The sequence below is a fragment of the Acidithiobacillus sp. AMEEHan genome, assembly GCF_030996345.1.
GTDB lineage: Bacteria > Pseudomonadota > Gammaproteobacteria > Acidithiobacillales > Acidithiobacillaceae > Igneacidithiobacillus.
On sequence record NZ_CP118747.1, the window covers coordinates 123,827 to 149,873 of the forward strand.

The following is a 26,047-nucleotide window of genomic DNA, read 5'->3' on the forward strand; positions in this document are numbered from 1 at the left end:
ATCGCAATCTCTGCTACTTTCAGCGGGCTTCGTCATCCACCAAGAGGATCTTCCCATGGAAAGCGAACATCAGGATCTAGCAACGGAATTTCCGGAACTTGCAGCACGCATCAGCACCCTCCGCGTCAATCATCCCCACTTTGCTAAACGCTTGGCCGAGTTCGACGCCTTGACGGCCGAGATCGAGCACATCGAGCGGAATGACGCTGCCTCCGGCAGCAGTTCCCTGGAGGAAATGAAGAAACAGCGTCTCGCCCTCAAGGACGAGCTCTATCGGATCCTGCAGTCGGAAAGTTGAGCCAGCCCATTGCGGAAGCCCTCTCATGCTCTACATCGAACCCAACGCGGGCGTGCAACCGGTGCTCCAAATCATTCGCGATGCGCGCCGCGAACTGGACATTGGTGTCTATTACCTGAATGATCGGAAAATCCTCGCGGCGCTGGCAAACGCCCAGGAACGAGGGGTGCGAGTGCGGGTGATCATCGCCGCCAAGCCCTACGGCATGAAGCCGTGGCAGGTACAGAAAGAAGAGCGCGCCATAGCCGCGACGGGAGTGCAGTGGAAAACGGCGCCCTATCGCTTCACCTCCCATGGTGAGCACTACGCTTTCTACCACGCCAAATATTGCGCCAATGGCCATGAAGCAGAAATCGGCAGCGCCAATTTCAGTTGGTCGGCCTTTCACCACAACCGGGAATATCTGTATGTCACCCGAGATCCCGCCATTGTCTCGGCAGTGCATGCGGTTTTCGACGCTGACTGGGACAATCGGCGCGCGCCCCAAGAGAGCGCAGAGCGTCTGGTCCTTTCCCCCGGCCACAGTCTCGGGCCCATCCTCGACGTCATTCGGCAGCCAGGGGCCATTGCCATAGAAAGCGAGGAACTCGGGCCCTATCGTCCCATTCTCGATGCGTTGGCCGCCAAGGGTAGCGAGCTGCGTCTCCTGCTGCCGGCGACGCTGAATCCCGATGATCTGCAGAATGTCGAACTCCTGCGCCAGCACGGTTGCCAGGTGCGCTTCTTGCCAAGCAAACCGCTCTATCTCCACGCCAAGATGATCGTGGGCACCAATCTGGCCTTCGTGGGCTCCGAGAATTTCAGCCAGACCAGTTTGGAAGACAACCGGGAGATGGGGGTCTTGCTCCGCAGTGCGGCCGTCTCCACCCTGCAGCAGCAGTTCGACGCCGACTGGCAGCAAGGGCAGGAGCATCCGGAACATGCCGCCCAGACACCTGCGTCAGACACCCATCATTTACCAAATGGCATGGGTTGGGCCATAGGCAAGGCGGTCGTCGAAGGCGGGCGATTGGTCGTGGATGCAGCCGGTGACGCCTTACGCCACGCGCGTTAGCGATCTGGCTATCGATGCTGAGGCAGCGACAGCGGATCGGCTCATGACGCCCTCGCGGGCCGCCGCCACACGTTTCACATTCTACTCGTCCTCCCCCGCCTGATAAGCCGCGAGGGGTGCGTGATGGGCCGCCGCCATCTTCTGCAGGTAGGCCATGACCTGCTCATAGGACTTCACCCCTTTACTCGCAATCCACTCCTGCTTCATCTGCTCGGGGCCGGGCACCTTAAGTAAGGTGGTGGGGCTGTAGCTGACATCCTTGGCCGGCGGTGGTAACTGGGCACCAAGCTCATTCTGATGACGACGGAACCAGGCGCCACTCAGGGAGTGACCGGCCATACCGGCTTCCCGACGTAAGAGTTTGATATCGCCGCATTGCCCGGGATTGAAGGCTAAGGGCACCTGAATGGGAATGGGCTTGGGCGTGGGAGCAAAGTCCGGATGGTCGGTCCAAATTCCGCTGAAGACGCTCGCATTCTGGTCCCACTGCGACATCGGCGGCAGGTCGAGGATGGCCTCCGTCGTCTTCAGGATGTTCACCTGGGAGTAGAGATTGGTTTCCAGAAAACCCTTTTTGACCCAAGGCCCCATGGCCAAAGCAAAGGTACGGTGCGCATTGATGTGGTCGGCGCCGGACTGGGCGTCATCCTCGGTGAGGAACACCACCATGTGTTTCCACTCGGGGGTGGTGGAGAGGTAATGAATGAACTTGGCAGTGGCGTAATCGTTGTTGGCCACATAATAGTCCGGGGTGTAGTAGCAGGGACTGCGTCCGGCAGTGTGATCGTCGGGTAACCAGATATAGATGAAACGCGGAAACTTGGCGCCAGGATGGGCCTTGAGCCAGTTCTCTGCCAGTTGCTCGCGCTGGGTATCCAAGAGCATTCGATCCCAACCAGGGAAATCGGTTGCCAGATGCTTTTTCATCGCTGGCGAGATGTTGCCTTCCTGAGAACGCGATACGAACTCGCCAAAATCCTCGAAGGACACGTGATGATGCAGCAGATCGTTGAAAAGAAAAAGCCGCTGCGGATAGCTGATCCAGGGATTACTCCATTTGCCCAAGGCGGATAGATTGCGATAGATAGAGTAGGGGTTGTCGGAGCTGGGATGGAAATCGGGCTTGCCCGGCTCGCCGACGGGAATGAGAGGCTGGGTCCAGCCGGGATTGCCCACCAGCCCGCGGCCGGAGTAATACATGGGCCAAGTGCGCTGCACGAAGTCGGAATCCGAGGCCGCCGTTGTCCATTGGTGTCCTTGGGCAGTGACCTCACCATCAGCCATGAAATTCACAAAGAGGGTATTGCGACTGGCGAGAGCATAGAGATTGGGTAGTTCTTTCTCGCCGTAGAGATCGAGCTTGGGATCGGCCCAGACCCCCGCCGGCCGGTAATCGCCCAAGTCCTCATCGAAGGTCTTGTTCTCCCGCAGGATGAAAACCACGTACTGGATGCGCTTGCGTAGGAAAGCCGTGGTTTTGGCATCCTCAGCCCGGCGCGCCGCTTGCTGTTGCGGGCTGAAGCCGTCGTTGTGCAGGGCCGCCGTAGTCCACTCGGGTAGCTTGGCGGCAAGGTCCGCAAGAGGAATCTTCTGCAGCACGCCGCCCATCATCGTCCCCACCCACTGGTGCTGGACGTTGGGGCCGGTCCCCAGGCCCTTGGCAGCTACCACGTAGAGGGCATCGTCCGTGGCCGTCATTCCGGTGGGATACCAGGCCGTGGGAATCAGCCCCAAGGCCTTGCCAGTGGCCAGATCATAGACCGCGACGTCGTTGTTGCCGGCATTGGCAACGAAGAGCTTGCCTTGGGCAATGGCGAGGGCATTGGGATAGGACCCCGGCGGCGCATCGGGATACGGGCTGTCGTTGAGTACGCCTTTGAGTTGCAGACTGCGACTGTCCACCTTGGCCACTTGGTCGACATTGGCGAGGGCAACGTACACATCCGGCCCCTCCGGAGCAGCGACCAAGGCCGTGGGATGGACCCCGGCGGCATAGTGATCGGGGCCGGTCTGGGGTCCCACTGCCACCGTACCCAAGAGTCGGAAAGTCTCCGGATCCAGCACCGCCACGGCATCGGCTCCCCAGAGGCTCACCACCAAGCTCTTGCCGCCATCCGCCAGAGTCATGGCGAAGGGATAGGGCCCGACATTCCGATACTCCGTCTGCCCGGTCTGCAAATCGATGCGGGCAATGCTGTTGCTCAGCATCCCAGTCACGAAGAGATGCCGCTGCCGCGGCCCGAGGACGACGGCATCGGGATAGAACAGGCGCGGCTCATTGGCGCGATGCTCGCCCTGGTAGTAGTAGGGGTATTGGTCCTTGGGAAAAGGCTGCCATTGCAAGGGATAGCGGCGCAGTAGCTCGACCTTGCCGTCGTGGTAACGGAATTGCACCACGTCGTTGCTCGCGCCACCGGCGGTAAAGAAGGTGTCATCGGGGCCGGGGGTAATGCCTTGGTAAAAACTCTGGTGACCGATGGGAGTGGAATCCTTGGCAACAGCCGCGTCCTTCGCCTCCGGCTCTTTCTTATAGGCTGCTACTTGCGCAACAGGCTTGAGGCTCTGAGTGTCATAGAGGGTAACGGTCTGCGCCGCCGTGGCACCATTGGCGAGCACCGCCACCACGCCCGTACCCAGAGGCACGACATTGGCGGCAAAGTTTGGGGTCCCGTTGACAGTCCCGACCGGCGAAACAATGCGCCCTGTGGGCAGGACATGGGTAACCCAGTCGCGATTGGCGGCATTCACCGTAACCGGCGCCAGCAAATCGCGGTTGTCCCGCTCAGGGATCAAGGACGGCGCCGCAATCCCGCCGGCATTGTCGTACACCGCTACCGTTGGCGAAGCGAGAGCGGCAGGGGAGGCAATCACAGAACCCGAAGCCGTGAGTACCGCGAGGACGAGGGAACGACAGAAACGTGGCACGCGATTTCCTCCTTCTGCGCCGCTAGCAACCGATTTCCATCCCTCGACGTTAGCACAGAAATGTTACATTCTGATGAACATGAACGTATCCCCTCCTCTGTCCTCCTGTCTGCAAAACCTACCCGTGCACTGGCCCGAGGAGTGGGAGCGTGTGGACGAGGCTATCGCGGCCCTGCGGGAGGGGCTGGACAAACCCTGGCGCTGCTGGCCCCTGGATCTGCCGAGGAGTTACGCCTACGGCGCCTGCTTTTTGCCAGCCCCTATGCCCGGCGGCAGCTTCTACAGCATCCAGAATGGCTCGCCGCCCTGCCGGAGCCGCAAGCAGCTCCCCCTCCGCCCGACCTGCACGGCAGCGAGGAGGAATTTCTTGCCGCGCTGCGCCGCTACCGCCAGCTACGCATGCTGCAGATTCTCTGGCACGACCTATCCGGCCCCGAGGCGCTCGAAGACACCCTTGCCGCCCTCAGCCACCTCGCCGAGAACACCCTGCAATGGGCCCTCGACTACGGCCAGCGGCGTATACAGGAACGCCATGGCCTCGCCCGCAGCGAGGAGGGTGCCGCGGTCCCCTTCGTCGTTCTCGGCATGGGCAAGCTCGGCGGCGAGGAGCTCAATCTCTCGTCGGATATCGATTTACTCTTCGTCTATGGCGCCAGAGGCGAGAGCGATGGCCCCCTCCCCCTCGACAATGCCACCTACTTCCAGCGCCTCGGCCAATGGCTGATCCGCGCCCTGGCAGAAAACCGCCCCGAGGGATTCGTCTTTCGCGTCGATATGCGCCTGCGCCCCTTTGGCGACGCTGGCCCCTCTGCGTTACCGGCGATGCCCTGGAACAGTACTACCATCGCCATGGCCGCAGTTGGGAGCGCTACGCCCTGCTCAAGGCCCGCCCGGTAGCCGGCGACTTGGACTTTGGCGCCGCGCTGCTCGAGCGCCTGCAACCCTTTCTCTACCGCCGCTATCTCGATTTTACCGCCCTCGCCGGCCTGCGCCGGGTAAAGGCCCTGATGGATGCCGAACAAGGTCGGGCGAGCCAAGACATCAAAAAAGGCCAAGGCGGCATCCGGGAAATCGAGTTCATCGTCCAGTCCCTGCAATTGATTCATGGTGGCCGCTTGCCCCAGCTACGCCAGCGCAACACCCTGCAGTCGCTAGCGCAGATTGGCGCTGCCGGACTGCTGCAGGCAAACGCCATAGCGACCCTGCGGCAACAGTATTGCCTTTGGCGCCGGGTAGAACATGCCCTACAGATGATCGACGACCGCCAGACCCAAGCGCTCCCCAACGATCCCCTGAGCTGGGCGCGCCTCGCCTGCGCCCTCGGCCTGGACAGTGCCGACGGACTGCAGGAGGAAATCGCCAGCGGACGAACCGCCGTCCATGCCTTGTTCCGCGAAGTGCTACCGACAACCCCAGGAGAGAACCAAGACGACCCTGCCAATCTTGCCTGGCTCGCAGCGCGTCATGCCCTCGACGAGAACCCGCCCGAAGGCTGGCAGCAACTGCTGCCCGGGGACGGCGACGGCATGGCTTGGCAGGAATTGCGGCGTTTTGCTCGCAGCCGCCGGGTGCTGCAGCTCTCCCAACGCGGTCAAGCCAGGCTGGATGCCCTCGTTCCGCCGCTCTTGCGACGCCTCGCTGCCGCCGACCATCCCGGCACCCTCTTGCACCGCAACCTCGAACTCCTCGATGCCCTCCTCGGGCAGCCGCAATATCTCGCCCTGCTCGCCGAAAATCCCCACTGGCTCGGCCGCCTCGAAGAACTCCTTGCCAGCCCCTGGCTCAGCCAAGAACTCACCCGCTTTCCGACCCTCCTCGAAGACGTCCTCTGCCAGCGCTCGGCGGCAGCGCGGGACTGGCCACAGCTATTCAGCAGTACCGAAGACGAGGGCCGCGATCTGGAAGAACGCATGGACCTCCTGCGCCGCTTCAAAAATACCGAGACCCTGCTCCTCGCCAGCGATTTCTGGGCGGAAAGCAAAGACATCGACAGCCTGCTGACGGAACTCAGCGAACTCGCCAGCTTTTGCCTGCAGCGCGCCCTACCCTGGGCAATCGAAGCCATGCTGCAGCAGCATGGCCCCCTGCCCGGCTACCCCGAGATTCCCTTCGCCATCATCGCTTACGGAAAACTGGGCGGCATGGAGATGGGGCTGGCCTCGGATCTCGATCTCGTCTTTCTCTACGACATGGCGCCGGAGCTAGAAAGTGCGGGGCGGATCCCGCTGCCTGCCGCCACCTGGTTTGCGCGCCTGGGGCAGAAGCTGATCCACATCCTCAGTGTCCTCACCCGCGCCGGCACCCTCTACGAAATCGACATGCGCCTGCGCCCGAGCGGGCAGTCCGGTCCCCTGGTCAGCTCCCTCGCCGCCTTCCAGAAATATCAGCGCGAATCCGCCTGGACCTGGGAACACCAGGCCCTCACCCGCGCCCGCTTCATTGCCGGCGACCCCGGCTCGGGCAAAAATTCGCCCAACTGCGCGAGGAAATCCTCTCCCAACGCCGCGACTCCCGGGTATTGGCCCAAGAAGTCATCGCCATGCGCCAACGCATCGCCCAGGAAAAACCCGTCCCTCGCAACGCCTTTCACCTCAAATGGAGCCCCGGCGGACTGGTGGATATCGAATTTCTCGTACAGTTTGCTATTCTCTCCCTTTCTGCCGACAATTCCGCGCTGCTGCACCACCCCGGTACGCGCCCGGCCTTGCAGGCGATCGCTGCCCTCGGTCTTTGGGAGGAAGACGCGGTCAACACCCTGCTGCGGGCTTGGCGTGCCCTGCGCGAGGCAGAAAATCGCCGCTGGCTGCGCCTCGAGTCTCCCGTACTCGAAAGCGCCGACGCAGAATTTGCTACCCTGCAGGGTCTCACCGAGCAGGTGCGGCAATGGACTTTACGACTGGGCCTAGGGCCCACTGAGGAGTGAATGATGTCGATGGCAGATCGTGATGGATTCATTTGGTTCGATGGTCAGCTGGTGCCCTGGCGCGAGGCGACGGTGCACGGCCTGACCCACAGTCTGCACTACGGTCTGGGCTGCTTCGAAGGCGAACGCGCCTACGCTACGGAGCGCGGTGCGGCCATCTTCCGACTGCCCGAGCACACCAAGCGCCTTTTCAACAGCGCCAAAATCCTGCAGATGGACGCACCCTTCACCCCGGAAGAGATCAACGCCGCAACCAAGGAAGTGATTCGCGCCAATCGTCTCGAATCGGCCTACATTCGCCCCCTCTTCTTCTACGGCGCCGAAGGCATGGGCCTGTCGGCGCGCGGGCTCAAGGTGCATGCCCTCATTGCCGCCTGGCCCTGGGGCAGCTACTTGGGGCAGGAAGCCCTGGAGCGCGGCATTCGCGTCAAGATCAGCTCCTTCAGTCGGCATCATGTCAACATTCACCTGTGCAAGGCCAAGGCGAGTGGCAACTACATGAACTCCATGCTGGCGCACCGCGAAGCCCATCATGCCGGCTACGACGAGGCCCTGCTCCTCGACCGCGAAGGCTATGTCGCCGAGGGTTCTGGCGAGAACATCTTCATGGTCCGCGACGGCATCCTCTACACCCCGACCCTGACCAGCGCCCTCGAAGGCATCACCCGCGATACCATCCTGCGCTTTGCCCGCGATGCCGGTATTCCCATTGTCGAGAAGCAGCTCACCCGCGACGAATTCTACATTGCCGACGAGGCCTTCTTTACCGGAACGGCGGCCGAGGTGACCCCGATCCGCGAAATCGACGACCGCAAAATCGGCAATGGCCGCCGCGGCCCCATCACCGAGGCCCTGCAGCAGCGCTATTTCGACACCGTTGCGGGCCGGCGCGATGACCATCCGGAGTGGTTGCACTATGTCGACTGAGGTTGCCAACGAAATCCACTGCTGTGCAAAGGGGTTCGTCGAGATCGACCCCAAGGAGCTCCCCCTCGCCTGCCCACGCCCGGCAGGCGGGTCCTGGAATGGACACCCGCGGGTATTCCTGAAAATAGAGGAGACCGGCGAGGCGCGTTGCCCCTACTGCGGCACACTGTATCTGCTCAAAGGTGGCCCGCTCGCCAAGAGCGGGCACTAGCAGCCTCGAATCACTGTCGGGAAGACCTGTCCAGCCAGCGCAAAAAGGCATCTGGGCCCAGATATCCTTCCTGTACAGCAGCCACCTGCCCACTGCGGTCGATGTGAATGAAGGCAGGAGGTCCCGCCAGTTGATAGCGTTTCAGCAACGCCTGGCTATTGGCATCGCTAGCCGTCACGTCCACCCGAATGAGCGTATACCCTGCCAAGGCCTTTTTCACCGCGGGATCACGAAAGGCAATCTGGTCCATACGCGCGCATTCCACGCACCAACTGGCCCAATAATCCACCAACACCGGCTTCCCTCGGGCGGTCTGCAAGGCGGCTTGCAAGGCCGCGGGACTTTTGACCACCTGAAACGACAATTCGACAGCGTTGTTACTGGACGCCGGGCTAGAAGTATTGACAGCCAAGGGATGCAGAGGGTCGGACTGCCCCTGCAAGGCTCCGACCCCCATCACCAGTCCATAGGCCAGTAGGGTAACGCCCAAGGCCTTGCGAAACAGATTCCATCCCCCCGTAGCCGCAGGCTCGAGGGCGCGCAGGTAGACCCCAGAAAATATTGCCAGCAACGCCCAGAGCAGTAAGGTAACGCTGCCTGGCAGGATCCGGCTCAAGAACCAGATCGCTACGCCCAGCATCAAGACCCCAAAAATCGCCTTGATGCCATCCATCCAGGCACCGGCCTTGGGCAAAAAATGTCCGGCAGAGGTGCCGATGACCAGCAGTGGCACGCCCATTCCCAGACCCAGCGCGAACAGCGCCAAAGCACCGAGCAGCACATTTCCGGTTTGCGACACGAAAAGCAGACCGCCCGCGAGCGGTGCAGCCACGCACGGGCCGACAATCAGCGCCGACAAAATGCCCATGATGAAGCTGCTGAAGAGATGCCCACCCTTGCCAACGCGGGATAAGCGGCTCTGGATGGCAGAGGGCATCTGCAAATCATAAAAACCGAACATCGACAATGCCAGCAGCAGGAAAATCAGAGCAAAGGCGCCGATTACCCACGGGCTTTGGAAAAAGGCCTGTAGATAGGCGCCCGTCAAGGCTGCCGCAATACCAGCAATGGTGTAGGTCAGGGCCATACCCAAAACATAAGCCAGCGACAAGGCGAAAGCGCGGGTACGCCCCGGCCGCTCCTTTTGGCCCACGATGATGCCGGACAGGATCGGGATCATCGGAAATACGCAAGGAGTAAAGGCCAGACCCAGCCCCGACACAAAAAACAGCACCAGGGTCCAGCCAAAGCTTTCTCGCAAGGATCTGGCGAGGCTCTGGGCATTGTTCTGCGGAGGACTTGCTGGTGAACTCAGCAGGGATGAGCTGGTCGCTGCACTACTGCTGGAGGAAGCCAACGGTGCGCTCTCTGCGAGAACTTCTGGGGCGAGAGAAACGCTGATGGTCTTTTTCTGCTGTGGATAGCAGACACCGGCGTTGGCGCAACCCTGGAATTCGCTAGTTACCTGGATTTCCTTTGGCGCCGGCCCCTGAATGCGGTAAGGCAGGAGGACCCGATTGTCGCCTTCTAGCACCTGCACCTTGCCAAAGGCCGGGTCATCGAGCAGCTTGCCCGGCGGCAGTTGCAATTTCCCCATCTGGACATTGCTTGGCGCCAGTTGCACCCGGACCATGGAACGATAGAGATGATAACCAGGCGCCACCCTCCATTGGAGGGCCAGACGCCCTGCGCCAGCGCTCTCGGCGGAAAAGCGGAACGCCTGATCCGGCGAAAGAAACTGCCCCGCCAAGGCTGTGCTGCCCCAAAGCGCGCAGCAGAGCACCAGCAGGGCCAACACACTGGCTCCCAGACGAGATCGAAGCTCCCACCAGGATCTCTGCCATCCGCCTGAATTCCCTACTCTCATGCACCGCTCCCCAATTTGATGATTCGCGCCATTCCCTATCGGCTAGCAAGACTCAGACCGGGATCATCCACGGAGCACGTCCCCCATCCAGCCACGATAGGAGGTGAGCGCGGCGGTAACGGGAAGTGCCAGAATTTCCGGGACATCGTAGGGGTGCAACGCAGTCAAGCGCTGCTCCAAGGCAGAGTAGCGGCTCGCGAAGGTTTTACAAAGCAACAGCTTTTCTGCCGCGACTCGTACCTGCCCTTCCCAGAAAAACACCGACTGCATGGCCGGCAAGACCTGCACGCAAGCGGCGAGTTTCTCCTCTACCAAAATCCCGGCGAGCTGTTCAGCAGCTGCGTCTCCCGGCAGCGAACAGAGCACCACGATCATTTCTTCTGCCATACCCTGCTCCATCCAGATCTTCTAAACTCAGTGCAGCATAGCAGAAGAGGAGCGGGCAAATCGCCCGGAAGCCAGCGTTGACCGGGCACAAAGCGGGGCGCGAAGCTGGTTGACGTCAACGCCCTCCATCGCTATCCTACGCGAACTTTTCCCCGGTAGCTCAGTCGGTAGAGCGGGTGACTGTTAATCACTAGGTCGGCAGTTCGAGCCTGTCCCGGGGAGCCAAATAACTTAGGCACTTAGGCTAACTTCTAAGTGCCTTTTTTATTGTCTTAGCTTACCTGTGGCGTACCTACAGCCAAGATGGGTTGAATTCCAACTTATATCCAGCACCCCAAGTAGCAACGGATATGGTTTGCAGATTGTCTTTCTGGCTTACCTGAAGCCAACGAACTTTGGTCGAGAATAGGGGGGTGCGAACATTCGGACGGAGAATCGCCTTGCTCAGTACGCCTTTTCGCGCATTTATACGAGAACGGCCTCGCGCCGGCGATTTGATCTGGTGGTCGGTCTGCCGTGGAACTTTTGGAAAACCACATTCCAGCCCGCAACTCTTGGGTGGAGCGGGAGTGGTGATAGCGCGACATCAGATTGCGAAAAGCGCTCGCCCGTGGATCAGATCTACGGCTCCAAGGCCCGTTCCAGACCAAAAAACTGTCATCCTCTTTTCATGAACAGCAGGTTTTTTCCGCTGGCCGCTTGGGCGAACAGCATGCTGCGGCTTCCCCCACTACAGAAAATTTATCGTTGAATGTCGGGATACTGCTTAGCGAGTGAAAAGCTTCCCAAGCAACCCCCTGCGGATCAGTCGACCAGTATTTATTCGATCGTGAGTAACAGCATGAGGTATTGGATTCCTCGATAGATGGCAACTCCGCCGCTGCCAAACGCTGATTGATTTCATCTAATTCTTCATCCGACTCCACTTGAAAGCCGAGGTGGTCCAGGCCTGGGCGGGCTCCCCGTTGGGATATGGCAAAGTTCACGCGAGGATCTTCGAGCATCCACTTGGCATAGTCTTCTTTCAACACGCTAGGCTCGCTAGCGAACAGCGCGCTGTAGTAGCGGATGCTGGCATTGAGGTCCGTTACGGCGAGATGAACATGAAATCTTTTCATTGACCCTTTACTCCTCTATGGTCTGCCTGGCACAGCTTTTCGCTCACCAAATCGCAAGAGCTTCCCTGGCAGCAGTTTTCGACAAGGTATTGTAGCAACTCATTCATAGTACTGAAATTTACCCGATAGCGAATGGATCGCCCGTCCTTCTGGCTGTGCAGCAATCCAGACCAAAGCAATTCCTTGAGGTGGAATGATAGCGTGGGCGGGGGGAGCTTGAGCTCGTCGCTGAGATCACTTGGCGTGAGCCCTTGGGCCCCCTCGACAACTAGCCGCCGGAAAATCGCCAGACGATTCTTCTGCGCCAAGGCTGCGAGCGCACTAACCGCAAGGTCATCGTTCAGCATATCAATATTTCCATAAGTCTGGAAACTTAATATCTCATCCTAACGCAAAGACCCGAGGGTGGCAAGGTCACAGCCTGCAGTCACAACCTGCGCTTTGCTTGCTGCCGCCCTGCCCGCCAGCAAAGCATACAGCTGGCTGTCAAGCGTCATAAAAGATTCATAAAAGTGTCACACTAGTGTCATATTAGCGTGCTAGACTCTTCGACGGTTTTGGAAATACCACTTCAATATCAGCAGGAGTACGCATGGACCGTACAGCAACCAAGCTCGATGTAATCGACAACCTCAATAACGCCCCTATCAGTTTCTTTCACCTTCGCGCCGCCTTCACCGCGGGTATGGGCTTCTTCACCGACGCCTATGATTTGTTCATCATCGGATCTGCCCTGGTGTATATCAAGCCACAATGGCATCTGGGTACTGACCAAATCGCCCTCCTCGGCAGCGCCTCACTAGTAGCCGCTTTTCTTGGCGCCTTCGTCTTCGGCCGGTTGGCTGACGTCGTGGGCCGCAAACGCATTTATGGTATGGAAGCCCTGCTCATGGCGATTGGTGCCCTTGCCTGTGCTTTCGCTCCCAGTTTTCTGTGGCTCCTCGTGTTCCGCGTCATTCTCGGCATTGGTATCGGTGGTGACTACCCCATGAGTGCCGTGCTGATGGCAGAGTACGCCAATGCCAAAAAACGTGGCGCTATGACCTCGATGGTTTTCGGCATGCAGGGTCTGGGTCTGGCCTTTGGTCCTATTGTGGCATTGACTTTGGAAGCTTCTGGACTTCCGCCAGACTCCGTCTGGCGAATCATGTTGGGTTTGGGCGCACTGCCGCCCCTTGCCGTACTCTATCTACGGCGCACCATGCCGGAATCACCGCGCTACAAAGCCTTGGTTCGAGGTGACGTCGACGAGGCAGCCAATGATATGGCGGTGTACTCTTCTGGGCAGCTGCAATCAAAGGTGGAGCAGAAAATCAAGCCCAAGCGTATCAGTCTTGGCGAAATGCTGAGCAATCCCAAGTATCTGATCCTCATTTTGGGTACGGGTGGCGCATGGTTCCTCAATGACTACGCCTTTTACGGAAATGCCATCTCCACGCCTGAAATCCTGAAACTGGTTGCTCCGACATCTAACCAACTTGCAGGGAGTGCATGGGCGTTGATGATCTTTGCCATTTTCGCCATTCCAGGGTACTTAGCATCGATCTTCTTCATGGATGCAGTGGGTCATAAGCGGCTCCAAATGATCGGCTTTGCAGTCATGGCAGCGGCATTTGCCGCAATTGCCTTGGTGCCCGGGATTACCAGCGAGGTTGCTCCCTTCCTCATCCTGTACGGAATCAGCTTCTTTTTCATCGAGTTTGGACCCAACTGCACAACCTTCGTTATGCCCGCAGAAGTGTTCCCAACCAGCATCCGGACTACAGGCCATGGTATGGCTGCCGGCATTGGCAAATTCGGGGCTTTTGTAGGCACCTTCGTGTTTCCCTTCATCAGCGCTGCCGGAGGCGTCAAAGGTGTCATGCTCTTTTCGGCAGGGGTATCGGTAGTCGGTGTCATCCTTACCAAACTGACTTTGCCAGAACCCAGCGGTAAGACTTTGGAAGAGATCAGTGGGGAAAGTAGCATTTCAGTGCCTGCGGGTATTGCTTCCAACCCTAGTGTCTAAGCCCTAATCAGCGAATCAGTTGAGAGTTTGCCTTCTGCGGCAGCTCTCTGCTGCCTGCATGTAGTGAGAAGTTAACCATGAGTCACAAAGTAAGTGATAAATCAAAATCTTCAAAATCCCCTCTGGTGATTTATGAGAAGGATATGATGGTTTTCATTTATGGAAAAGCAATAAAAATATCAACGCCAAATTTTAGGCTTCTCTATTATCTATATAAAAACAGGTACCGAGTAATCTCTTTGGAAGAGCTAAATGATTTATTTCATTATCCGCGCGACAAGATAAATACCGTGGTTGTTCGTATCTATCGGTTAAGAAAAGTACTGAGCGAGTATCATGCGGAAAGCTGGATAGAAGCAGTTAGAGGAGTGGGTTATCGATTATTACTGCCTGACTAAAGAAGACTTCGCCAGAGGACTCGCATGGCGATCTTTTAATTGGCCACACCACCAAAAGCCGAGTGACATTGGCAATGATTTATAGAGAAATCTTATAAATGGTTTACTGGCACTTTTTAGGCGTAGGAAAATGTCGGATACAGCATTCACCATTTTATACCAAAGAAATAATCCGCCAAAGGTTGTCCGGCTATCCTGAACGGCTGCTTCCGCCGCATTGCCGCCGCTCCGCCTTGGCTGTGTTTGCGCGGAGTGTCTTCCGGAAATCTGCGCAGTGCACTGGTGGCCCCTTGAGGGCGAGCAGGTGCAGGGATTATCCGCGGCCGCGCTGGGGCGCCTGAAAGCCGAGTGGGCGCGAGAGCACGCCGAGTGGCAGCACCGATCTTTACTGCGGAAACGGTACGCATGCCGGCGGGCCGATGGCATCTACACCAACTTGCGGGCGGAGGATGATCCGCGCATCTGCCTCTTGGTGATCATTGGCGTGACCGCCAAGGGACAGAAAGTGCCTCTGGCTCTACGCAAGACGCTTACCTCTGACCAGAGTGGGGGGATGGCTCGGCACGAAGAACAGGAAAATCGCACCCATTGGCGAGTCTACTTTGCCGACCCTCTCACAACCCTTGGTAAGGGTCCGCGAACGAGAACACCGATGAGCTTCTGCGCCAGTGCTTCCCCAAAGGAACTGATTTGTCGCAACACTCCCGGCAATACTTGACCAAAGTGGCCGAGGGGATGAACAATCGACCACGAAAATCCTTGGACTTCTGACACCAACCAAAGGAATTGCACAGAAACTCAAGGAGCTAACTAGCAGTATTGCATTTCAAAATGCAAACCGCCGATTTCCATCAATGGCGCCATGACATAAACCTGGGAGCCTTCCGTGAGTATTTTTAGTCATATTTTCGATCTGCCTGCACAGAGGTCCGAGCTGCTGATCTATTTCACATTGATTCAGCTCAGCGTCATCATATTGGTTGCGCGCATTGGTGGAGAGATCGCCCGGAGGATCGGCCAAGCGGCAGTCGTTGGCGAAATCATCGCCGGAATTGTTCTGGGTCCGTCACTGCTTGGCCTATTGCTGCCAGACACCTTCCATTACATTTTTCATTCAATTTCTGCCGGGCCTCTAGATGCCCTTTCCCAACTGGGACTTACTCTATTGATGTTTCAGGTTGGCCTGGAATTCGATTTTTCCCATCTGAAAGAAAAGGTCAATCGGAATGCGGTGTTATGGGTGGCAGTAGCAAGCATACTGGCACCATTCATTCTTGGTCTAGGGTTCGCCCTGGTCAGCGCTCCCATACTCTCTCCCCAGGCCGGGCGGTGGACATCGGCTCTCTTCATCGCTACAGCATTTGCCATTACGGCCGTACCTGTCCTCGGCCGTATCATGATGGAATTAGGCATGACCAGATCCAGACTCGGAGTCATCGCCATCAGTGCTGCCGCGATCAACGACGTCGTCGGCTGGTTGTTGCTCGCGCTTGTGACGACCCTGGCGCTGTCCCATTTTGAGGCGGTTGCCTTCGTGATCAAGATTCTTTTAGTAATATCCTTCATCATCATCTGGATACTTGGCATTCGGCCGCTAATGAAATGGATGATCCGGCGCTTCAGCACAGGAGGAAAACTGACTCCGAATTTATTGGGAATCATCCTGATCAGCATATTCGTTTCCGGACTGGTCACCTCTTCATTAGGCATTTTTACGATCTTTGGCGGCTTTATCATGGGGGTCATTCTCCATGACGCAGATGAGTTCGCCAATGCGTGGGCTGAGCGGGTCTCCCCCTTTGTGCTAGTCTTCTTTTTGCCGATTTTCTTTACTTATACGGGCCTGCGTACCAATATTGGCGGATTGGATAGTGTGTCACTCTGGGGTTGGTGCGGACTGACCTTACTCTTTGCGACCGCAGGCAAGTTCGCCGGTGCGTATGGGGCGGCAAGGATTTCCGGCTTGAATCACCACCAGGCGAAGGTTATCGGCATCATGATGAATACCCGGGCGTTAATGGAATTGATCGTCATTAATGTGGGCTATGATCTTGGTGCCATATCCCAGCAGGTTTTCACCATGCTGGTGATCATGGCCATCTTCAGCACCATCATCACGACGCCTTTTCTCCGTGTCTGGTTACCCCGGGCCGGGATGCAACTACCCGCTCCCTCTCCCATATCCAATGGTCAAAAAACTATTTGACTCAAAGTTTACTGTCTTGACCAGCGACGCTGAAGCGATAGACGAACTCGCTCAGCTATTCCTGCGGACAGTTGCCGGATATCCCGTGGAGTATACCCACGACAACCACTCGTCCACTTGGTGCGATTTGGTCACGCGCCCCTCACTCCTGGCTCTCTCCCAGAACCTGCAGCGTTACCAAGCCATTGAACCCCGCGGGTTTAGTGGAAGGCGTCTTTTGTTTCTTTTGCTGCCGCTGGCGGCTGTTCACTCAGTTAGCCATAGTAGTTTGCTGTTACCGCCGGTGCAAAAATGACCCACTAGCGCCGGGGGAAAATTGACCCACCTTGGGCGAGAATGGCGGCTTTGAGCTGCCGACATGTTGACCCAGGAGCAAGCAGTGGAGATCAAAATATTGGCCCGACAGGGCATGGGTATCCGATCCATCGCGCGGGAGTTGGGGATATCACGCAACACGGTGCGTCGCTACCTGCAGGAGAACCCGGAGCCTGCCCGTTATCGCAGGCCGGCGGCACCGCCAACCAAGCTGGATCCCTTCAAAGCCTATTTGCAGGGGCGCATGGAAGCGGCCCGGCCGCATTGGATACCTGCCACGGTGCTGTTGCGGGAGATTCAGGCTCAGGGCTATGGCGGTGGATACACGCAACTCAAAGCGTATTTGGCACCCTTTCGGAAGCCCACCCCGGAGCCTTTGTTCCGTTTCGAGACGGCGCCAGGGCAGCAGATGCAGGCGGATTTCACTACCATCCGGCTGGGCCGAAATCCCCTCAGGGCCTTTGTGGCCACCTTGGGGTACAGTCGGGCCAGTTTCGTGCGTTTCTGCAGCCACGAAGACGGCGAATCTTGGCTGGAAGGCTTACGCTTGGCCTTCGCCTACTTTGGCGGAGTCCCCCGGCGGGTCCTCTTCGACAATGCCCGCAGCGTCATTCTGGAGCGGGATGCCTATGGGGAGGGCAAGCACCGCTGGCATCCCGGGCTGTTGAACCTAGCCGGCGAATATGGCTTCCAACCACAAGTCTGCCGCCCCTATCGGGCCAAGACCAAAGGCAAGGTGGAACGCTTCAACCGTTACTTGAAGGAAAGCTTCGTCACCCCGCTCTTGGCCACCCTCCGGAGTGCCGGACTGGTCCTGGACGTGGACACGGCCAATGCCCATGTGGGGCCCTGGCTAGAGAATGTCGCCCATCTGCGTGTACATGGCACGACGGGGGTCCAGCCCGCCGTCCGTTTGGTGGAAGAGCGACAGGCCTTGCTCCCTTTGCCTCTGCGCACCGCTGCCGCGACACCACGGACCGTCGAGAGGTCTGGACAAGTCCTGCCCCATGAAAGCATCCAGCATCCTTTGTGCGTCTATGACCGACTCCTGGAGGGCGTGGAATGAATCTCCAACACGATCGCATCCAGGCTCTGTGTCAGGAGCTCAAGCTTGAGCGCATCGGTGCGGACTGGATATCCCTGGCGCAAAGGGCGGCGGAGCAGGAAGACAGCTTCGCCGATTTCCTCGAGCACCTACTACAAACCGAGCACGATGCTCGGCGCGAGCGGAGCCGCCAGACACTCCTCAAAATGGCCAGCCTCCCGGCCATCAAGACCCTGGAGCAGTTCGATTTTGCCTTTGCTACCGGTGCACCGCGGGCCCAGTTGCAGGAGCTTTCGGCCCTGACCTTCCTGGAACGGGCCGAGAACATTGTCCTGCTTGGTCCCAGCGGAGTGGGCAAGACCCATATTGCCATTGCCCTGGCCTATCGCGCCGTGATGACAGGACTGCGAACCCGCTTCGTCACCGCCGCCGATCTCATGCTGCAACTCATGGCTGCCCATCGGCAGGACCGATTGCGGGAATACTTTAACCGCGTGGTCTCGGCACCGAAGCTGCTGGTCATCGACGAGATCGGCTATCTACCTTTCGGACGGGAAGAAGCCAACCTCTTCTTCAATGTGGTAGCCAAACGCTACGAGCGGGGCAGCATGATCCTGACCAGCAACTTGCCTTTCACCCAATGGGCTAGTGCCTTTGCCGATGATCAGACCTTGACCGCCGCCATGCTCGACCGTCTCCTGCACCATGCCCACATCGTGCAGATCAGCGGAGAGAGCTTTCGGCTGAGAAACAAGCGCCGGGCAGGAGCAACCAATTCACCAACAATGGTTACAGCGTAGCCATCACCAAGGAGCCAGGGTGGGTCAGTTTTCAACCGGCGTTTTTCGCCCAAAGTGGGTCAATTTTCAACCGGCGTTGACAGTTTGCCTCTGCTTCCGCCGTAGAGATGTATCCCAAGGGTCCGTAGGGCCCATGGCTGTTGTACCTTCGAACCCACTCCAACGTAGCCCATTCCACAGAAGAGCGCGTCTTCCAAGGTGTCAGCGATCGGCAATACGGCGCCATTTCGGGATCGGCGTAAAGGAGCCATCATGACAACACTATCCACTCCGTGAAAAAACGCCGCAGGGATACCGGTTACATCGCTACTCCCAGAGAAAAAACCAAGCATAGCGTCAGGGAAAACTCAGCGACTGTGAAGGTGGGTTGGACGATTACTGGCAGCGGGCTGATTCCTAACCGAGCTTGCGAGCTGATGTCCAAAGACAGTTGCTCCTAGCGAGATGAACGACTGCTAAAAAATCAGTGGGCTTTCTGTCCGTGGCTTAGCCGTGGCATACCTAGAGCGAAAATTCTGTCCGATTGCAACTACTGAATAATCACCGGAAACAAGCTTTACCCTACGATTTACATAGGTAACCTGGATTTGCTGAGAAGTCATGAGAAGCGAGGGATTTTCGCTGTTAATCACTAGGTCGGCAGTTCGAATCCGTCCCGGGGAGCGGAAGATCCATCGCCTCGTCAGGCTTCACCTCGGCGCAACAGAAAGGTCAATTCGTCGAAGCGTACAAGCTCCTCCTTACCCTCCTGGCTGCGAAGGTCTCTGGTCTCCAGTGTTTCTACAGACCATGCGGGTTCGTACAAGTTTCTGACTTCACTTTCCTCCACGGCAAAGGGCGGACCAGCTCGGGTGCCTTGCGGATAGTCCAGCGTAATCAGCAGCATGGGCGGACGATTGGGCAACAGATGGTGCAGCATTCGGGCGTATTCAGAACGCACTTCCGGCGGCAGGGCAATGAGCACTGCCCGATCGTAAACCGCCACGGTGTCAGTGAGATCCGCTCGCGAGAGGGCAAAAAAATCTCCGCAGAAAATTTCCAAAGCCCCACAATGGTATCGTTGAAAGGCGCCTTGGCGTTCAGATTCGGGTTCCAGGCCGTGCTCGGCAAAAAATGCCTCGACGGCAATTGGGCTGAGTTCGACCCCCCGTACCTTGTATCTCTGCTTGGCAAGCCACAGTAGGTCCAGGCTCTTGCCACAAAGCGGCACGAAAACCCAACCATTGCTACTTGCTCCCAGCTGACTCCAATGGCGTACGAGCTGTGGATGGAATTCCGAGCGATGAAAACCAATCCGATTTTCCTGCCAACGTTGCAACCAAGATTCTGCGCTCATTACCCTATTCCATTTTCCGCTGATTGGCCCTCAGCCAAGTCTCCAACTCACTGCGGGGCATGGGCTTGGCAAATAAATAACCCTGTAAACGGTCCACCCCTGCTCCGCGCAGGGCCTCGGCCTGATCCAAGTTTTCCACGCCTTCAGCAACCACTTTCAGGTTCAGGGCACGGGCAATCGCGATGATGGCTTCGATCATACGCCAGATTTCTTCTTGAGAATCGAAATCGCGTACAAAACTTTGATCAATCTTGAGGGTATCGAACGACAAGCGATGGAGAGTACTCAGGGACGCGTATCCGGTACCAAAATCATCCAGCGCCAGATGAAAACCGGCCTTCCCCAAGCGCTGCAGGCAATCACCGGCGGTTTGTAGGTTGGTCACCGCTGTGGACTCGGTCACTTCCACGCAGAGATTGTGGGGACCGAGTCCATGCTGGCGCAGATGTCCGATGAGCTTTGCCGGCAATTGATCATCGAGAAGTCCCGGTGGGAAGTTGATGGCGACATAGGCATCCGCTGGCACTACATCACCTTGGATCCACTCGCGAATCATCGGCAAGGAAGCATCGAGCATCTGCTCGGTCAACTTCCCGATCAATCCCGCCTCTTCCAGCAAAGGGATGAACTCGGCGGGAGAAACACGTTCGCCATCCTCGCGCTGCCAGCGGGCGAGAGCCTCGAAACCCACGAGCTGCCCATGGCCATGGACGATGGGCTGGAGCCAGGGTTGAAACGCACGATTTTTTACGGCAAGCGCCAATTCCGTACGCAGTTCTCGACGGCGTTTGCTGCGTTGCCGTAAGGCGTCATCGAAGCGATACAGGCCCAGTCCGAGTGCATCTGCTTCCTGCGCCGCCGCTTGGGCTGCCGCAAGGAGCACGTCTGCGGAAGGCACAAGTTCGCTCGGAGTCATCGTCGCGACGCCCGCCACCGCGGTACACGGTGGAAAGTACGGGGACCCGGCATTGACGATCGCTATGGCCCGGCGCGCCAAGTTCTCGCCAGAGACCGCCCCACCCTGCTCGGGCTGGGGTAAAAGCAGCAGGTGTTCCAACTGCTCTCCACTGCCGACCAGGCAACTCGGCAATTCCTGCGCGAGCGCTCTGCCCAGCGCAGCAACCGCGGCGCGGCGCCCTTCGTTTTTGTCCAAAAAATTTTCAAGGTTGGTGAGCTGCAGCAAGATGAGAGTCTGCTCGCTCTGTCCCACTGCCCCTGCCAGCACCGCCCGGCGCGCCAGCTCGTCCGTGAGATACAGGAGATTCGGCAAGCCGGTAAGCCGGTTGGTGTAACGCAGGTGACTGATGTGGGTATGCGTGCCAGCGCAATACGAACACGATCCATCGTCAGACCGCAGAGCGGCGCCGCGGGTGAGCACCCAGCGGTACCGGTCATCGTCGCCAAGCATTCGGTACTCGCAGTGGAAGTCGGTCTGTCCGGGCGTATGCAGAAACCGCACCAATTCCGCCTCTACCCGTGGGCGATCGTCCGGGTGAATACGTTGCAGCCACTCCGCGCTGGGATCCGTACGCGCGATAGATGCACCGCCGAGCAGTTCGCTCCAGCGCGCCGAATGCTCCATAAGATCGTCCGGCACGAACCACTCCCAGATGCCATCATTGGCTCCGGCCAAAATCAGCTCTTGGCGGACCCGTGCTTGCTGCAATTTCTGGTGGGAATGGCTGAGGCTCAAACAGGACCGAAGGCGGGCACGTAAGGTAGTAAAGTCGATGGGCTTACTGACATAGTCGTTGGCGCCCAGGGCGAACGCTTCGGCGAGATGGTCCTCTTCATCAAACGCTGTCACCATGAGGACCGGCAGGACATTGGCCGTATGCGTGCTGCGGATCCGCGCCAGGACCTCGAGCCCCGTCAGCCCCGGCAGACCGATGTCCAGCAGGATAGCTGCCGCTTGTTGTTTCTCCAGCCAAGTCAGGGCGGCTATACCGTCTGCCACCCCCTGCGCTTCCCAGCCCTCACGGGAAAGCCTGCGCAGCAAAAGGGCACGGCTGGCGGAGTCATCCTCGACGACCAGAATGGGTGCCGGCAGGGAAATCGATTCAAAAGTCACGACGTTACCAATTCCTTGATGGACTCCAGTAGCTGCTCAAAATCTATGGGTTTGCTCAGGTAGGCCTGAGCCCCCAAAGTCAGCGCCCTCTCCCGTTCACCGCCCAGGGAATGGGCGCTCAGTACGATGATCGGCACCTTTTGATCAGCCTCGCGAATGCGTTCGATGGCCTCCCAGCCATTCATCTCGGGCATGGCAAGATCCATCAGGATGATCTGCGGGCCATGCGCCTTGACTGCCTGCACGGCGATGTGGCCATTTTCGGCCTCGATGACCGTAAATCCCCGGCGCTGCAAGCGACGGCTGAGCATATCGCGATTTCGTGCGTCATCCTCAGCGAGAAGCAGATTCATCGTCCCTCTCCTCCGGCTGTCGACGAGAGCGGCAGAAAAAGATGGAAGGAGGAACCGATCCCCAGATGGCTCTCCACCTCGATACGTCCCCCGAGCAATTCGATCAATTGACGGGTAAGAGCCAGACCAAGCCCGGTGCCGCCAAAGCGACGGTCGATGTCGTCCTCGGCCTGCACAAAGGCATCGAAGATACGATTCATTGCCTCGGGGCTGATACCAATACCCGTGTCCGAAACTGTCCATCGGACGTCGTCGTAAACCCGTTGCACGCGCAAAGTGACGACGCCATCGCGAGTAAACTTTGCTGCATTGCCGATCAGATTGAGGAGACATTGGCGCAGTTTGCCGCTATCGGTGTCCAATATGGGGAGTTGCGCATCCAGCTCCAGCGCAAAGCGATTGCCATTGCCTTCCACCAGCGGCCGCGCAACATTGCCCACCGCGCGCGCCAACTCGGCGGGGTGGACGGGTTCTCTATGTACCCGTGTCTGGCCAGCCTCGATCCGGCTCATATCCAGGACGTCATTGATCAGCCCCAGCAGATGCCGGCCGGCATCGCGGATTGCCTGGAGATCGCTGCGACTGTTTTCGGCTGCTACGCCATCATCGAGCTCCTCGAGGATCAGCTCACTGTAGCCGATAATGGCATTGAGGGGGGTGCGTAGTTCGTGGCTCATGCCGGCAAGAAAACGACTCTTGGCCAACGATGCCGCCTCGGCGGCCTGACGGCGCTCTTCCAGAGTTCTTTCTTGCGCCCGTTGCTCGCGAATGTCGCGTAACAAACCGACAAAACGGCGTTGCTCGTGGACACAAATTTCAGCGACGGCAAGATGCACGGGTATCCGAGTCCCATCACGCCGACGAACCTCAACCTCTCGTCCGACGCCAATGACGCGTCTCTCACCGCTTTGCAGGTAGCGAAGCAGATAGTTATCGTGCTCATGAGCGTAAGGCTCCGGCATGAAAACCTTGATGTTGCAACCCAGGAGGCTATCGTCTGTGGCCAGCAATTGCCTGGCCGCAGGATTGGCTTCCAGAATGGTACCGTGGGCATCGATCACGATCAGTCCATCGAGCAGAGTGTCCCAAGTTGCCTTGAGCAAAGCAGAGCGCTCAGCCACGCGCTGATCGAGATCACGGACATTGGCCTGTTCGCGATCGAGAAGCCGGGCTACGGAATCCAGCAGAAAATTGATCAGCAGCACCAGTTGTTCGATATCAGGATCGGCAACTTGCGCGCGGACAGTGAAATCCACCCGACCGTCCACGGCCAGACAAAGCTGATTACTGATTTCGTGTAGCGCTTGGCGCAACGGATCTGGGTCACCAATCTTCAATGGGAGTCATCCTTGGCGCTGAACTGCAGCTGAAACGCACACTCGGTATCACCGCGCTTCCGACATTGGAGAACGTCGATCTGCACCTGCTGTCCATAGTGTTTGCCAAACTCCTCGGCCAAGGCGATGTACAGGCCGCAATAGCGGTTGGGAGAACGATAAAAAACGAGCAATTTTCCTTCCGGACCTTCCTCCACGGCAAACTTGTCGTTGACCGCATCGCGTTTTGCCGTATCGCGCAGGCCCGAGGCTAGCATGTTGTGGATCGCTGGCTGACGTGCCAGGAACTCGCGAGCATCGGCCGATACTTGGAAAAAAGTTGGGAAGCGGGTGAAGGTTTCCGCGAGAAAAAACCGCGCGTAGATACGAAATGCCTCGTCCTGATCCACGCCCAGCACGAGGCAGGCATTTTTCAGGAGCTCGTTGACTTCCTCGTTATCGTAATCGGTATCGAGGCGATATTGGAAATCCGGCGCGAGTCCGGTGCGTCGTTTGACCTCCGCCAGCGCCTCGTCACCACCCACCTGCTGGACCATATCCAACAGCACTTTCTGAATCAGGCCAATCATGCGCTGCCACCTGTGCCGTGCAGAATGATGCGATTGCGTCCATCGCGCTTGGCCTGCAGCAAGGCTTGGTCGGCCGCCCGCAGCAGATCATCCGGGCTGGACATCTCTGGTGTACGTTCGGCAACACCGCCGCTGAGGGTGATGGATGGGAAGTCGCCGGCCAATTTCTCTACCGCCCTGCGGAGCCGCTCGCCAAGCTGCGCGGCCTCCTCTGCGCTGCTATTGCTGCACACGACCACGAACTCCTCACCCCCCCAGCGTGCCACTCGGTCACTGCTGCGGACGTGATCTTTCAAGATCTTTGCCAGGGCTCGTAACGCACGGTCGCCGGTGTCGTGACCATGTTCATCATTGACCTGCTTGAAGTGATCGACATCGAGCATGACGACAGCCAGACGGGAAGCATAGCGCCGGGAGCTTTCCCAGGCTTCCTCGAGATACTGGTCGATACTACGACGGTTGCTCAGGCCGGTCAGGTCGTCCTGCGCGGCGGCCTGTCGCAGCGCCTCATTCAACAGAAGGAGTTCGCGCTGACTTTCACGAACTTGGTATTGTGCCTCTTCGAGCGATTGGGTGAGTTCGACGGCATCGCGCGCATTTTTGAGTTTGGCCAGTAGCAAGTTCCGGGAAACCGGCTTTTCCAGAAAGTCGTTGGCACCAGCATCCAAGGCCTGTACCGTGTGTTCACCATTCATGACGGCAGAAAGTACCAGCAGATATACCCGTCCGCCAAACTGTTTGCGCAGACACTGGCAGAGGCCCGCGCCATCCATGCCCGGTAGTACCCAGTCGAGAATCAGAATCCGGGGCAGGAATTGCTGAATGAGCTCCATCGCCGATTCCGCATCGCTGGCTTCCAGCACTTCATATCCGGCGGGCTCCAGCATGCGCCGAAGCAGCGTGCGGCTGGCAACGTCGTCGTCGACGACCAACACCCGGACCGCGCGGCCGGCACCGCTGGCGCGCCCCACCAAGGGCATTGCTTCGGGATGACTAAGCTGCTGCAGTCGGCTGCGCACATCGGCTGGTGGATCGATCTCGAAAAGATCGGCGAGATCTTGCCACTCACCTTCGATCTCCGTGCGGATCCGGTCCATCAGGTCATTGTGCGGTCCGAATTTGGCGAGCAGCCGCTCTGGCGGCGGGGCATTCTCCGCACAACTGCCGTCAGCGTAGCCGCCAAACCAACGTGCGATATTCAGCATCGCCCGCAGCTCCTGACTCCGAAGCGTATGACTGCCGGCATCGGCGTCGTCGGAACTCACGGCCTCTGCCATGAAGCCGGGAAGCCCCCAACGCGTCAGCAGTGCGGCGCTGAGCTGTCGGTGATCAAAGCCAAACTCGGCCTGTTCCTTTTCCAGCCGCTCTACCAGATCGCTGCTGCTTTCCAGAATACGGCCATAGGGCTCGTGGACGGCACAGGCCAGAATCAGGGCACCGATGTCGGCCAGCAACCCGACAGTGAAGAGCTCGGTGGGCGACCAGGCACCAATTGCCTTGGCGAGCGCCTGCAAGGCCGTTGCGCGTATGAGGGCGGCACTCCAGTAACGGGGCAAATCGAAGAAACGGGAGAGGGCCGGTCGCTGCTCCGTCAGAGAAAGACCAATCGCCAGCCGAGCAAGCACCGCCAAGCCAATGCGCATGACCGCATCTTCGATGGCGACCACTGGACGCAAACCCCGGTAGAGCGCCGAGTTCGCGAGCTGCACAGCCTTGGCGGCAAGGATGGGATCTCGCCGCACCCTTTCGGCAATGTCGCGTACGGATACCTCCGGCCGATCAAGCATCTCGAGCAGCTCCAAGGCCAAGCGGGGCGGCGAGGGGCAGTCGCAATCATCCAGATAGCGCAAAAAATCATCCATGGTCATGGCTGGGCCGCACCCTCACTGTAGAGAAACC

21 protein-coding genes, 1 tRNA gene and 2 pseudogenes are annotated in these 26,047 nt (G+C 58.4%); 13 read left to right on the forward strand and 11 right to left on the reverse strand.

Annotated elements, in window-relative coordinates; translation table 11 throughout:
- The first annotated feature begins 55 nt into the window (after positions 1-55).
- Together ORD17_RS00635 and ORD17_RS00640 are read left to right on the forward strand one after the other, a co-directional pair.
- Positions 56-298: a DUF465 domain-containing protein gene (locus tag ORD17_RS00635; protein ID WP_308389004.1), complete on the forward strand. Its 243-nt coding sequence runs from the start codon at positions 56-58 to the stop codon at positions 296-298.
- 25 nt (positions 299-323) lie between these two features.
- A complete protein-coding gene (locus ORD17_RS00640; RefSeq protein WP_308389005.1) occupies positions 324-1,352 on the forward strand; it encodes a phospholipase D-like domain-containing protein in 1,029 nt (342 codons plus the stop codon).
- 81 nt (positions 1,353-1,433) lie between these two features.
- Here ORD17_RS00640 and ORD17_RS00645 read toward each other — a convergent pair whose 3' ends face one another.
- A complete protein-coding gene (locus tag ORD17_RS00645) occupies positions 1,434-4,181 on the reverse strand; it encodes a bifunctional YncE family protein/alkaline phosphatase family protein (RefSeq protein ID WP_308390111.1) in 2,748 nt (915 codons plus the stop codon).
- A 156-nt stretch (positions 4,182-4,337) separates the two neighbouring features.
- Between ORD17_RS00645 and glnE the strand changes: the two are divergent.
- The 4 genes and pseudogenes from glnE to ORD17_RS00665 form a co-directional block, all read left to right on the forward strand.
- Positions 4,338-6,679 (forward strand): annotated as a pseudogene (glnE, locus tag ORD17_RS13395) (bifunctional [glutamate--ammonia ligase]-adenylyl-L-tyrosine phosphorylase/[glutamate--ammonia-ligase] adenylyltransferase); the annotation flags it as partial.
- Positions 6,680-6,816: 137 nt separating this feature from the next.
- Entirely contained in the window at positions 6,817-7,200 is a 384-nt protein-coding gene (locus ORD17_RS13400; RefSeq protein ID WP_374693417.1) for a hypothetical protein, read from the forward strand.
- Positions 7,201-7,209: 9 nt separating this feature from the next.
- Complete coding sequence (locus ORD17_RS00660; RefSeq protein ID WP_308389007.1) at positions 7,210-8,127, forward strand: branched-chain amino acid transaminase; 918 nt, start codon at positions 7,210-7,212, stop codon at positions 8,125-8,127.
- The gene (locus tag ORD17_RS00665) at positions 8,117-8,338 is read left to right on the forward strand and encodes a zinc-finger domain-containing protein (protein ID WP_308389008.1); all 222 of its coding nucleotides are present in this window, start codon (positions 8,117-8,119) and stop codon (positions 8,336-8,338) included. The genes ORD17_RS00660 and ORD17_RS00665 overlap by 11 nt, the downstream gene beginning before the upstream one ends.
- A gap of 10 nt (positions 8,339-8,348) precedes the next feature.
- On the opposite strand, the gene dsbD is transcribed toward ORD17_RS00665, so the two are convergent.
- Positions 8,349-10,205, reverse strand: a complete 1,857-nt coding sequence (dsbD, locus tag ORD17_RS00670; RefSeq protein WP_308389009.1) for a protein-disulfide reductase DsbD — start codon at positions 10,203-10,205, stop codon at positions 8,349-8,351.
- A gap of 63 nt (positions 10,206-10,268) precedes the next feature.
- On the reverse strand, positions 10,269-10,592 hold the full coding sequence (gene cutA, locus ORD17_RS00675; RefSeq protein WP_308389010.1) for a divalent-cation tolerance protein CutA: 324 nt from the start codon (positions 10,590-10,592) through the stop codon (positions 10,269-10,271).
- 149 nt (positions 10,593-10,741) lie between these two features.
- Here cutA and ORD17_RS00680 point away from each other — a divergent pair.
- Positions 10,742-10,817: transfer RNA gene (locus ORD17_RS00680), tRNA-Asn, on the forward strand.
- A 443-nt stretch (positions 10,818-11,260) separates the two neighbouring features.
- Here the strand turns inward: ORD17_RS00680 and ORD17_RS00685 are convergent.
- Both ORD17_RS00685 and ORD17_RS00690 read right to left on the reverse strand, forming a co-directional pair.
- Positions 11,261-11,710 (reverse strand): ArsI/CadI family heavy metal resistance metalloenzyme, encoded by a 450-nt coding sequence (locus tag ORD17_RS00685; RefSeq protein ID WP_308389011.1) that lies wholly within the window; start codon positions 11,708-11,710, stop codon positions 11,261-11,263.
- The gene (locus tag ORD17_RS00690) at positions 11,707-12,054 is read right to left on the reverse strand and encodes a metalloregulator ArsR/SmtB family transcription factor (RefSeq protein WP_308390113.1); all 348 of its coding nucleotides are present in this window, start codon (positions 12,052-12,054) and stop codon (positions 11,707-11,709) included. The genes ORD17_RS00685 and ORD17_RS00690 overlap by 4 nt, the downstream gene beginning before the upstream one ends.
- A gap of 248 nt (positions 12,055-12,302) precedes the next feature.
- On the opposite strand from ORD17_RS00690, the gene ORD17_RS00695 reads away from it, so the two are divergent.
- From ORD17_RS00695 to istB, 6 genes and pseudogenes are all read left to right on the forward strand, one after another.
- Positions 12,303-13,718, forward strand: a complete 1,416-nt coding sequence (locus tag ORD17_RS00695; RefSeq protein ID WP_308389012.1) for an MFS transporter — start codon at positions 12,303-12,305, stop codon at positions 13,716-13,718.
- 77 nt (positions 13,719-13,795) lie between these two features.
- Positions 13,796-14,116 carry a winged helix-turn-helix domain-containing protein gene (locus tag ORD17_RS00700; protein ID WP_308389013.1) on the forward strand — a complete coding sequence of 107 codons (321 nt, stop codon included), beginning with the start codon at positions 13,796-13,798 and terminating at the stop codon, positions 14,114-14,116.
- Between the two features lie 210 nt (positions 14,117-14,326).
- A pseudogene (locus ORD17_RS00705) lies at positions 14,327-14,622 on the forward strand (transposase); the annotation flags it as partial.
- A gap of 380 nt (positions 14,623-15,002) precedes the next feature.
- Positions 15,003-16,322 carry a cation:proton antiporter gene (locus ORD17_RS00715; protein WP_308389014.1) on the forward strand — a complete coding sequence of 440 codons (1,320 nt, stop codon included), beginning with the start codon at positions 15,003-15,005 and terminating at the stop codon, positions 16,320-16,322.
- A gap of 358 nt (positions 16,323-16,680) precedes the next feature.
- Positions 16,681-17,703, forward strand: coding sequence for an IS21 family transposase (gene istA / locus ORD17_RS00725; RefSeq protein WP_308389015.1), 1,023 nt, complete (start codon positions 16,681-16,683; stop codon positions 17,701-17,703).
- Entirely contained in the window at positions 17,700-18,482 is a 783-nt protein-coding gene (istB, locus tag ORD17_RS00730; protein ID WP_308389016.1) for an IS21-like element helper ATPase IstB, read from the forward strand. The genes istA and istB overlap by 4 nt, the downstream gene beginning before the upstream one ends.
- Positions 18,483-19,164: 682 nt before the next feature.
- Here the strand turns inward: istB and ORD17_RS00735 are convergent.
- Genes ORD17_RS00735 through ORD17_RS00760 form a run of 6 tightly spaced genes read right to left on the reverse strand, consistent with a single transcriptional unit; the run spans position 19,165 to position 26,016 of the window.
- Positions 19,165-19,818: a thiopurine S-methyltransferase gene (locus ORD17_RS00735; protein ID WP_308389017.1), complete on the reverse strand. Its 654-nt coding sequence runs from the start codon at positions 19,816-19,818 to the stop codon at positions 19,165-19,167.
- Positions 19,819-19,822: 4 nt separating this feature from the next.
- Complete coding sequence (locus ORD17_RS00740) at positions 19,823-21,889, reverse strand: EAL domain-containing protein (protein ID WP_308389018.1); 2,067 nt, start codon at positions 21,887-21,889, stop codon at positions 19,823-19,825.
- Positions 21,886-22,242: a response regulator gene (locus ORD17_RS00745; protein WP_308389019.1), complete on the reverse strand. Its 357-nt coding sequence runs from the start codon at positions 22,240-22,242 to the stop codon at positions 21,886-21,888. Before ORD17_RS00745 ends, ORD17_RS00740 begins: the two co-directional genes overlap by 4 nt.
- Positions 22,239-23,579, reverse strand: a complete 1,341-nt coding sequence (locus ORD17_RS00750; RefSeq protein WP_308389020.1) for an ATP-binding protein — start codon at positions 23,577-23,579, stop codon at positions 22,239-22,241. The genes ORD17_RS00745 and ORD17_RS00750 overlap by 4 nt, the downstream gene beginning before the upstream one ends.
- A complete protein-coding gene (locus ORD17_RS00755) occupies positions 23,576-24,148 on the reverse strand; it encodes a heme NO-binding domain-containing protein (protein WP_308389021.1) in 573 nt (190 codons plus the stop codon). Before ORD17_RS00755 ends, ORD17_RS00750 begins: the two co-directional genes overlap by 4 nt.
- Complete coding sequence (locus ORD17_RS00760; protein WP_308389022.1) at positions 24,145-26,016, reverse strand: diguanylate cyclase; 1,872 nt, start codon at positions 26,014-26,016, stop codon at positions 24,145-24,147. The genes ORD17_RS00755 and ORD17_RS00760 overlap by 4 nt, the downstream gene beginning before the upstream one ends.
- Positions 26,017-26,047: the final 31 nt, after the last annotated feature.

Excerpts from the sequence above, each read along its gene's own strand:
- ORD17_RS13400 (WP_374693417.1), top strand. The coding sequence starts at position 6,817 with ATGCGCCAACGCATCGCCCAGGAAAAACCCGTCCCTCGCAACGCCTTT.
- istB (WP_308389016.1), top strand. The coding sequence starts at position 17,700 with ATGAATCTCCAACACGATCGCATCCAGGCTCTGTGTCAGGAGCTCAAG.
- dsbD (WP_308389009.1), bottom strand. The coding sequence starts at position 10,205 with ATGAGAGTAGGGAATTCAGGCGGATGGCAGAGATCCTGGTGGGAGCTT.
- ORD17_RS00760 (WP_308389022.1), bottom strand. The coding sequence starts at position 26,016 with ATGACCATGGATGATTTTTTGCGCTATCTGGATGATTGCGACTGCCCC.
- ORD17_RS00685 (WP_308389011.1), bottom strand. The coding sequence starts at position 11,710 with ATGAAAAGATTTCATGTTCATCTCGCCGTAACGGACCTCAATGCCAGC.
- ORD17_RS00640 (WP_308389005.1), top strand. The coding sequence starts at position 324 with ATGCTCTACATCGAACCCAACGCGGGCGTGCAACCGGTGCTCCAAATC.
- ORD17_RS00665 (WP_308389008.1), top strand. The coding sequence starts at position 8,117 with ATGTCGACTGAGGTTGCCAACGAAATCCACTGCTGTGCAAAGGGGTTC.
- cutA (WP_308389010.1), bottom strand. The coding sequence starts at position 10,592 with ATGGCAGAAGAAATGATCGTGGTGCTCTGTTCGCTGCCGGGAGACGCA.
- ORD17_RS00695 (WP_308389012.1), top strand. The coding sequence starts at position 12,303 with ATGGACCGTACAGCAACCAAGCTCGATGTAATCGACAACCTCAATAAC.
- ORD17_RS00735 (WP_308389017.1), bottom strand. The coding sequence starts at position 19,818 with ATGAGCGCAGAATCTTGGTTGCAACGTTGGCAGGAAAATCGGATTGGT.
- ORD17_RS00700 (WP_308389013.1), top strand. The coding sequence starts at position 13,796 with ATGAGTCACAAAGTAAGTGATAAATCAAAATCTTCAAAATCCCCTCTG.
- ORD17_RS00745 (WP_308389019.1), bottom strand. The coding sequence starts at position 22,242 with ATGAATCTGCTTCTCGCTGAGGATGACGCACGAAATCGCGATATGCTC.
- ORD17_RS00635 (WP_308389004.1), top strand. The coding sequence starts at position 56 with ATGGAAAGCGAACATCAGGATCTAGCAACGGAATTTCCGGAACTTGCA.
- istA (WP_308389015.1), top strand. The coding sequence starts at position 16,681 with ATGTTGACCCAGGAGCAAGCAGTGGAGATCAAAATATTGGCCCGACAG.
- ORD17_RS00660 (WP_308389007.1), top strand. The coding sequence starts at position 7,210 with ATGGCAGATCGTGATGGATTCATTTGGTTCGATGGTCAGCTGGTGCCC.
- ORD17_RS00755 (WP_308389021.1), bottom strand. The coding sequence starts at position 24,148 with ATGATTGGCCTGATTCAGAAAGTGCTGTTGGATATGGTCCAGCAGGTG.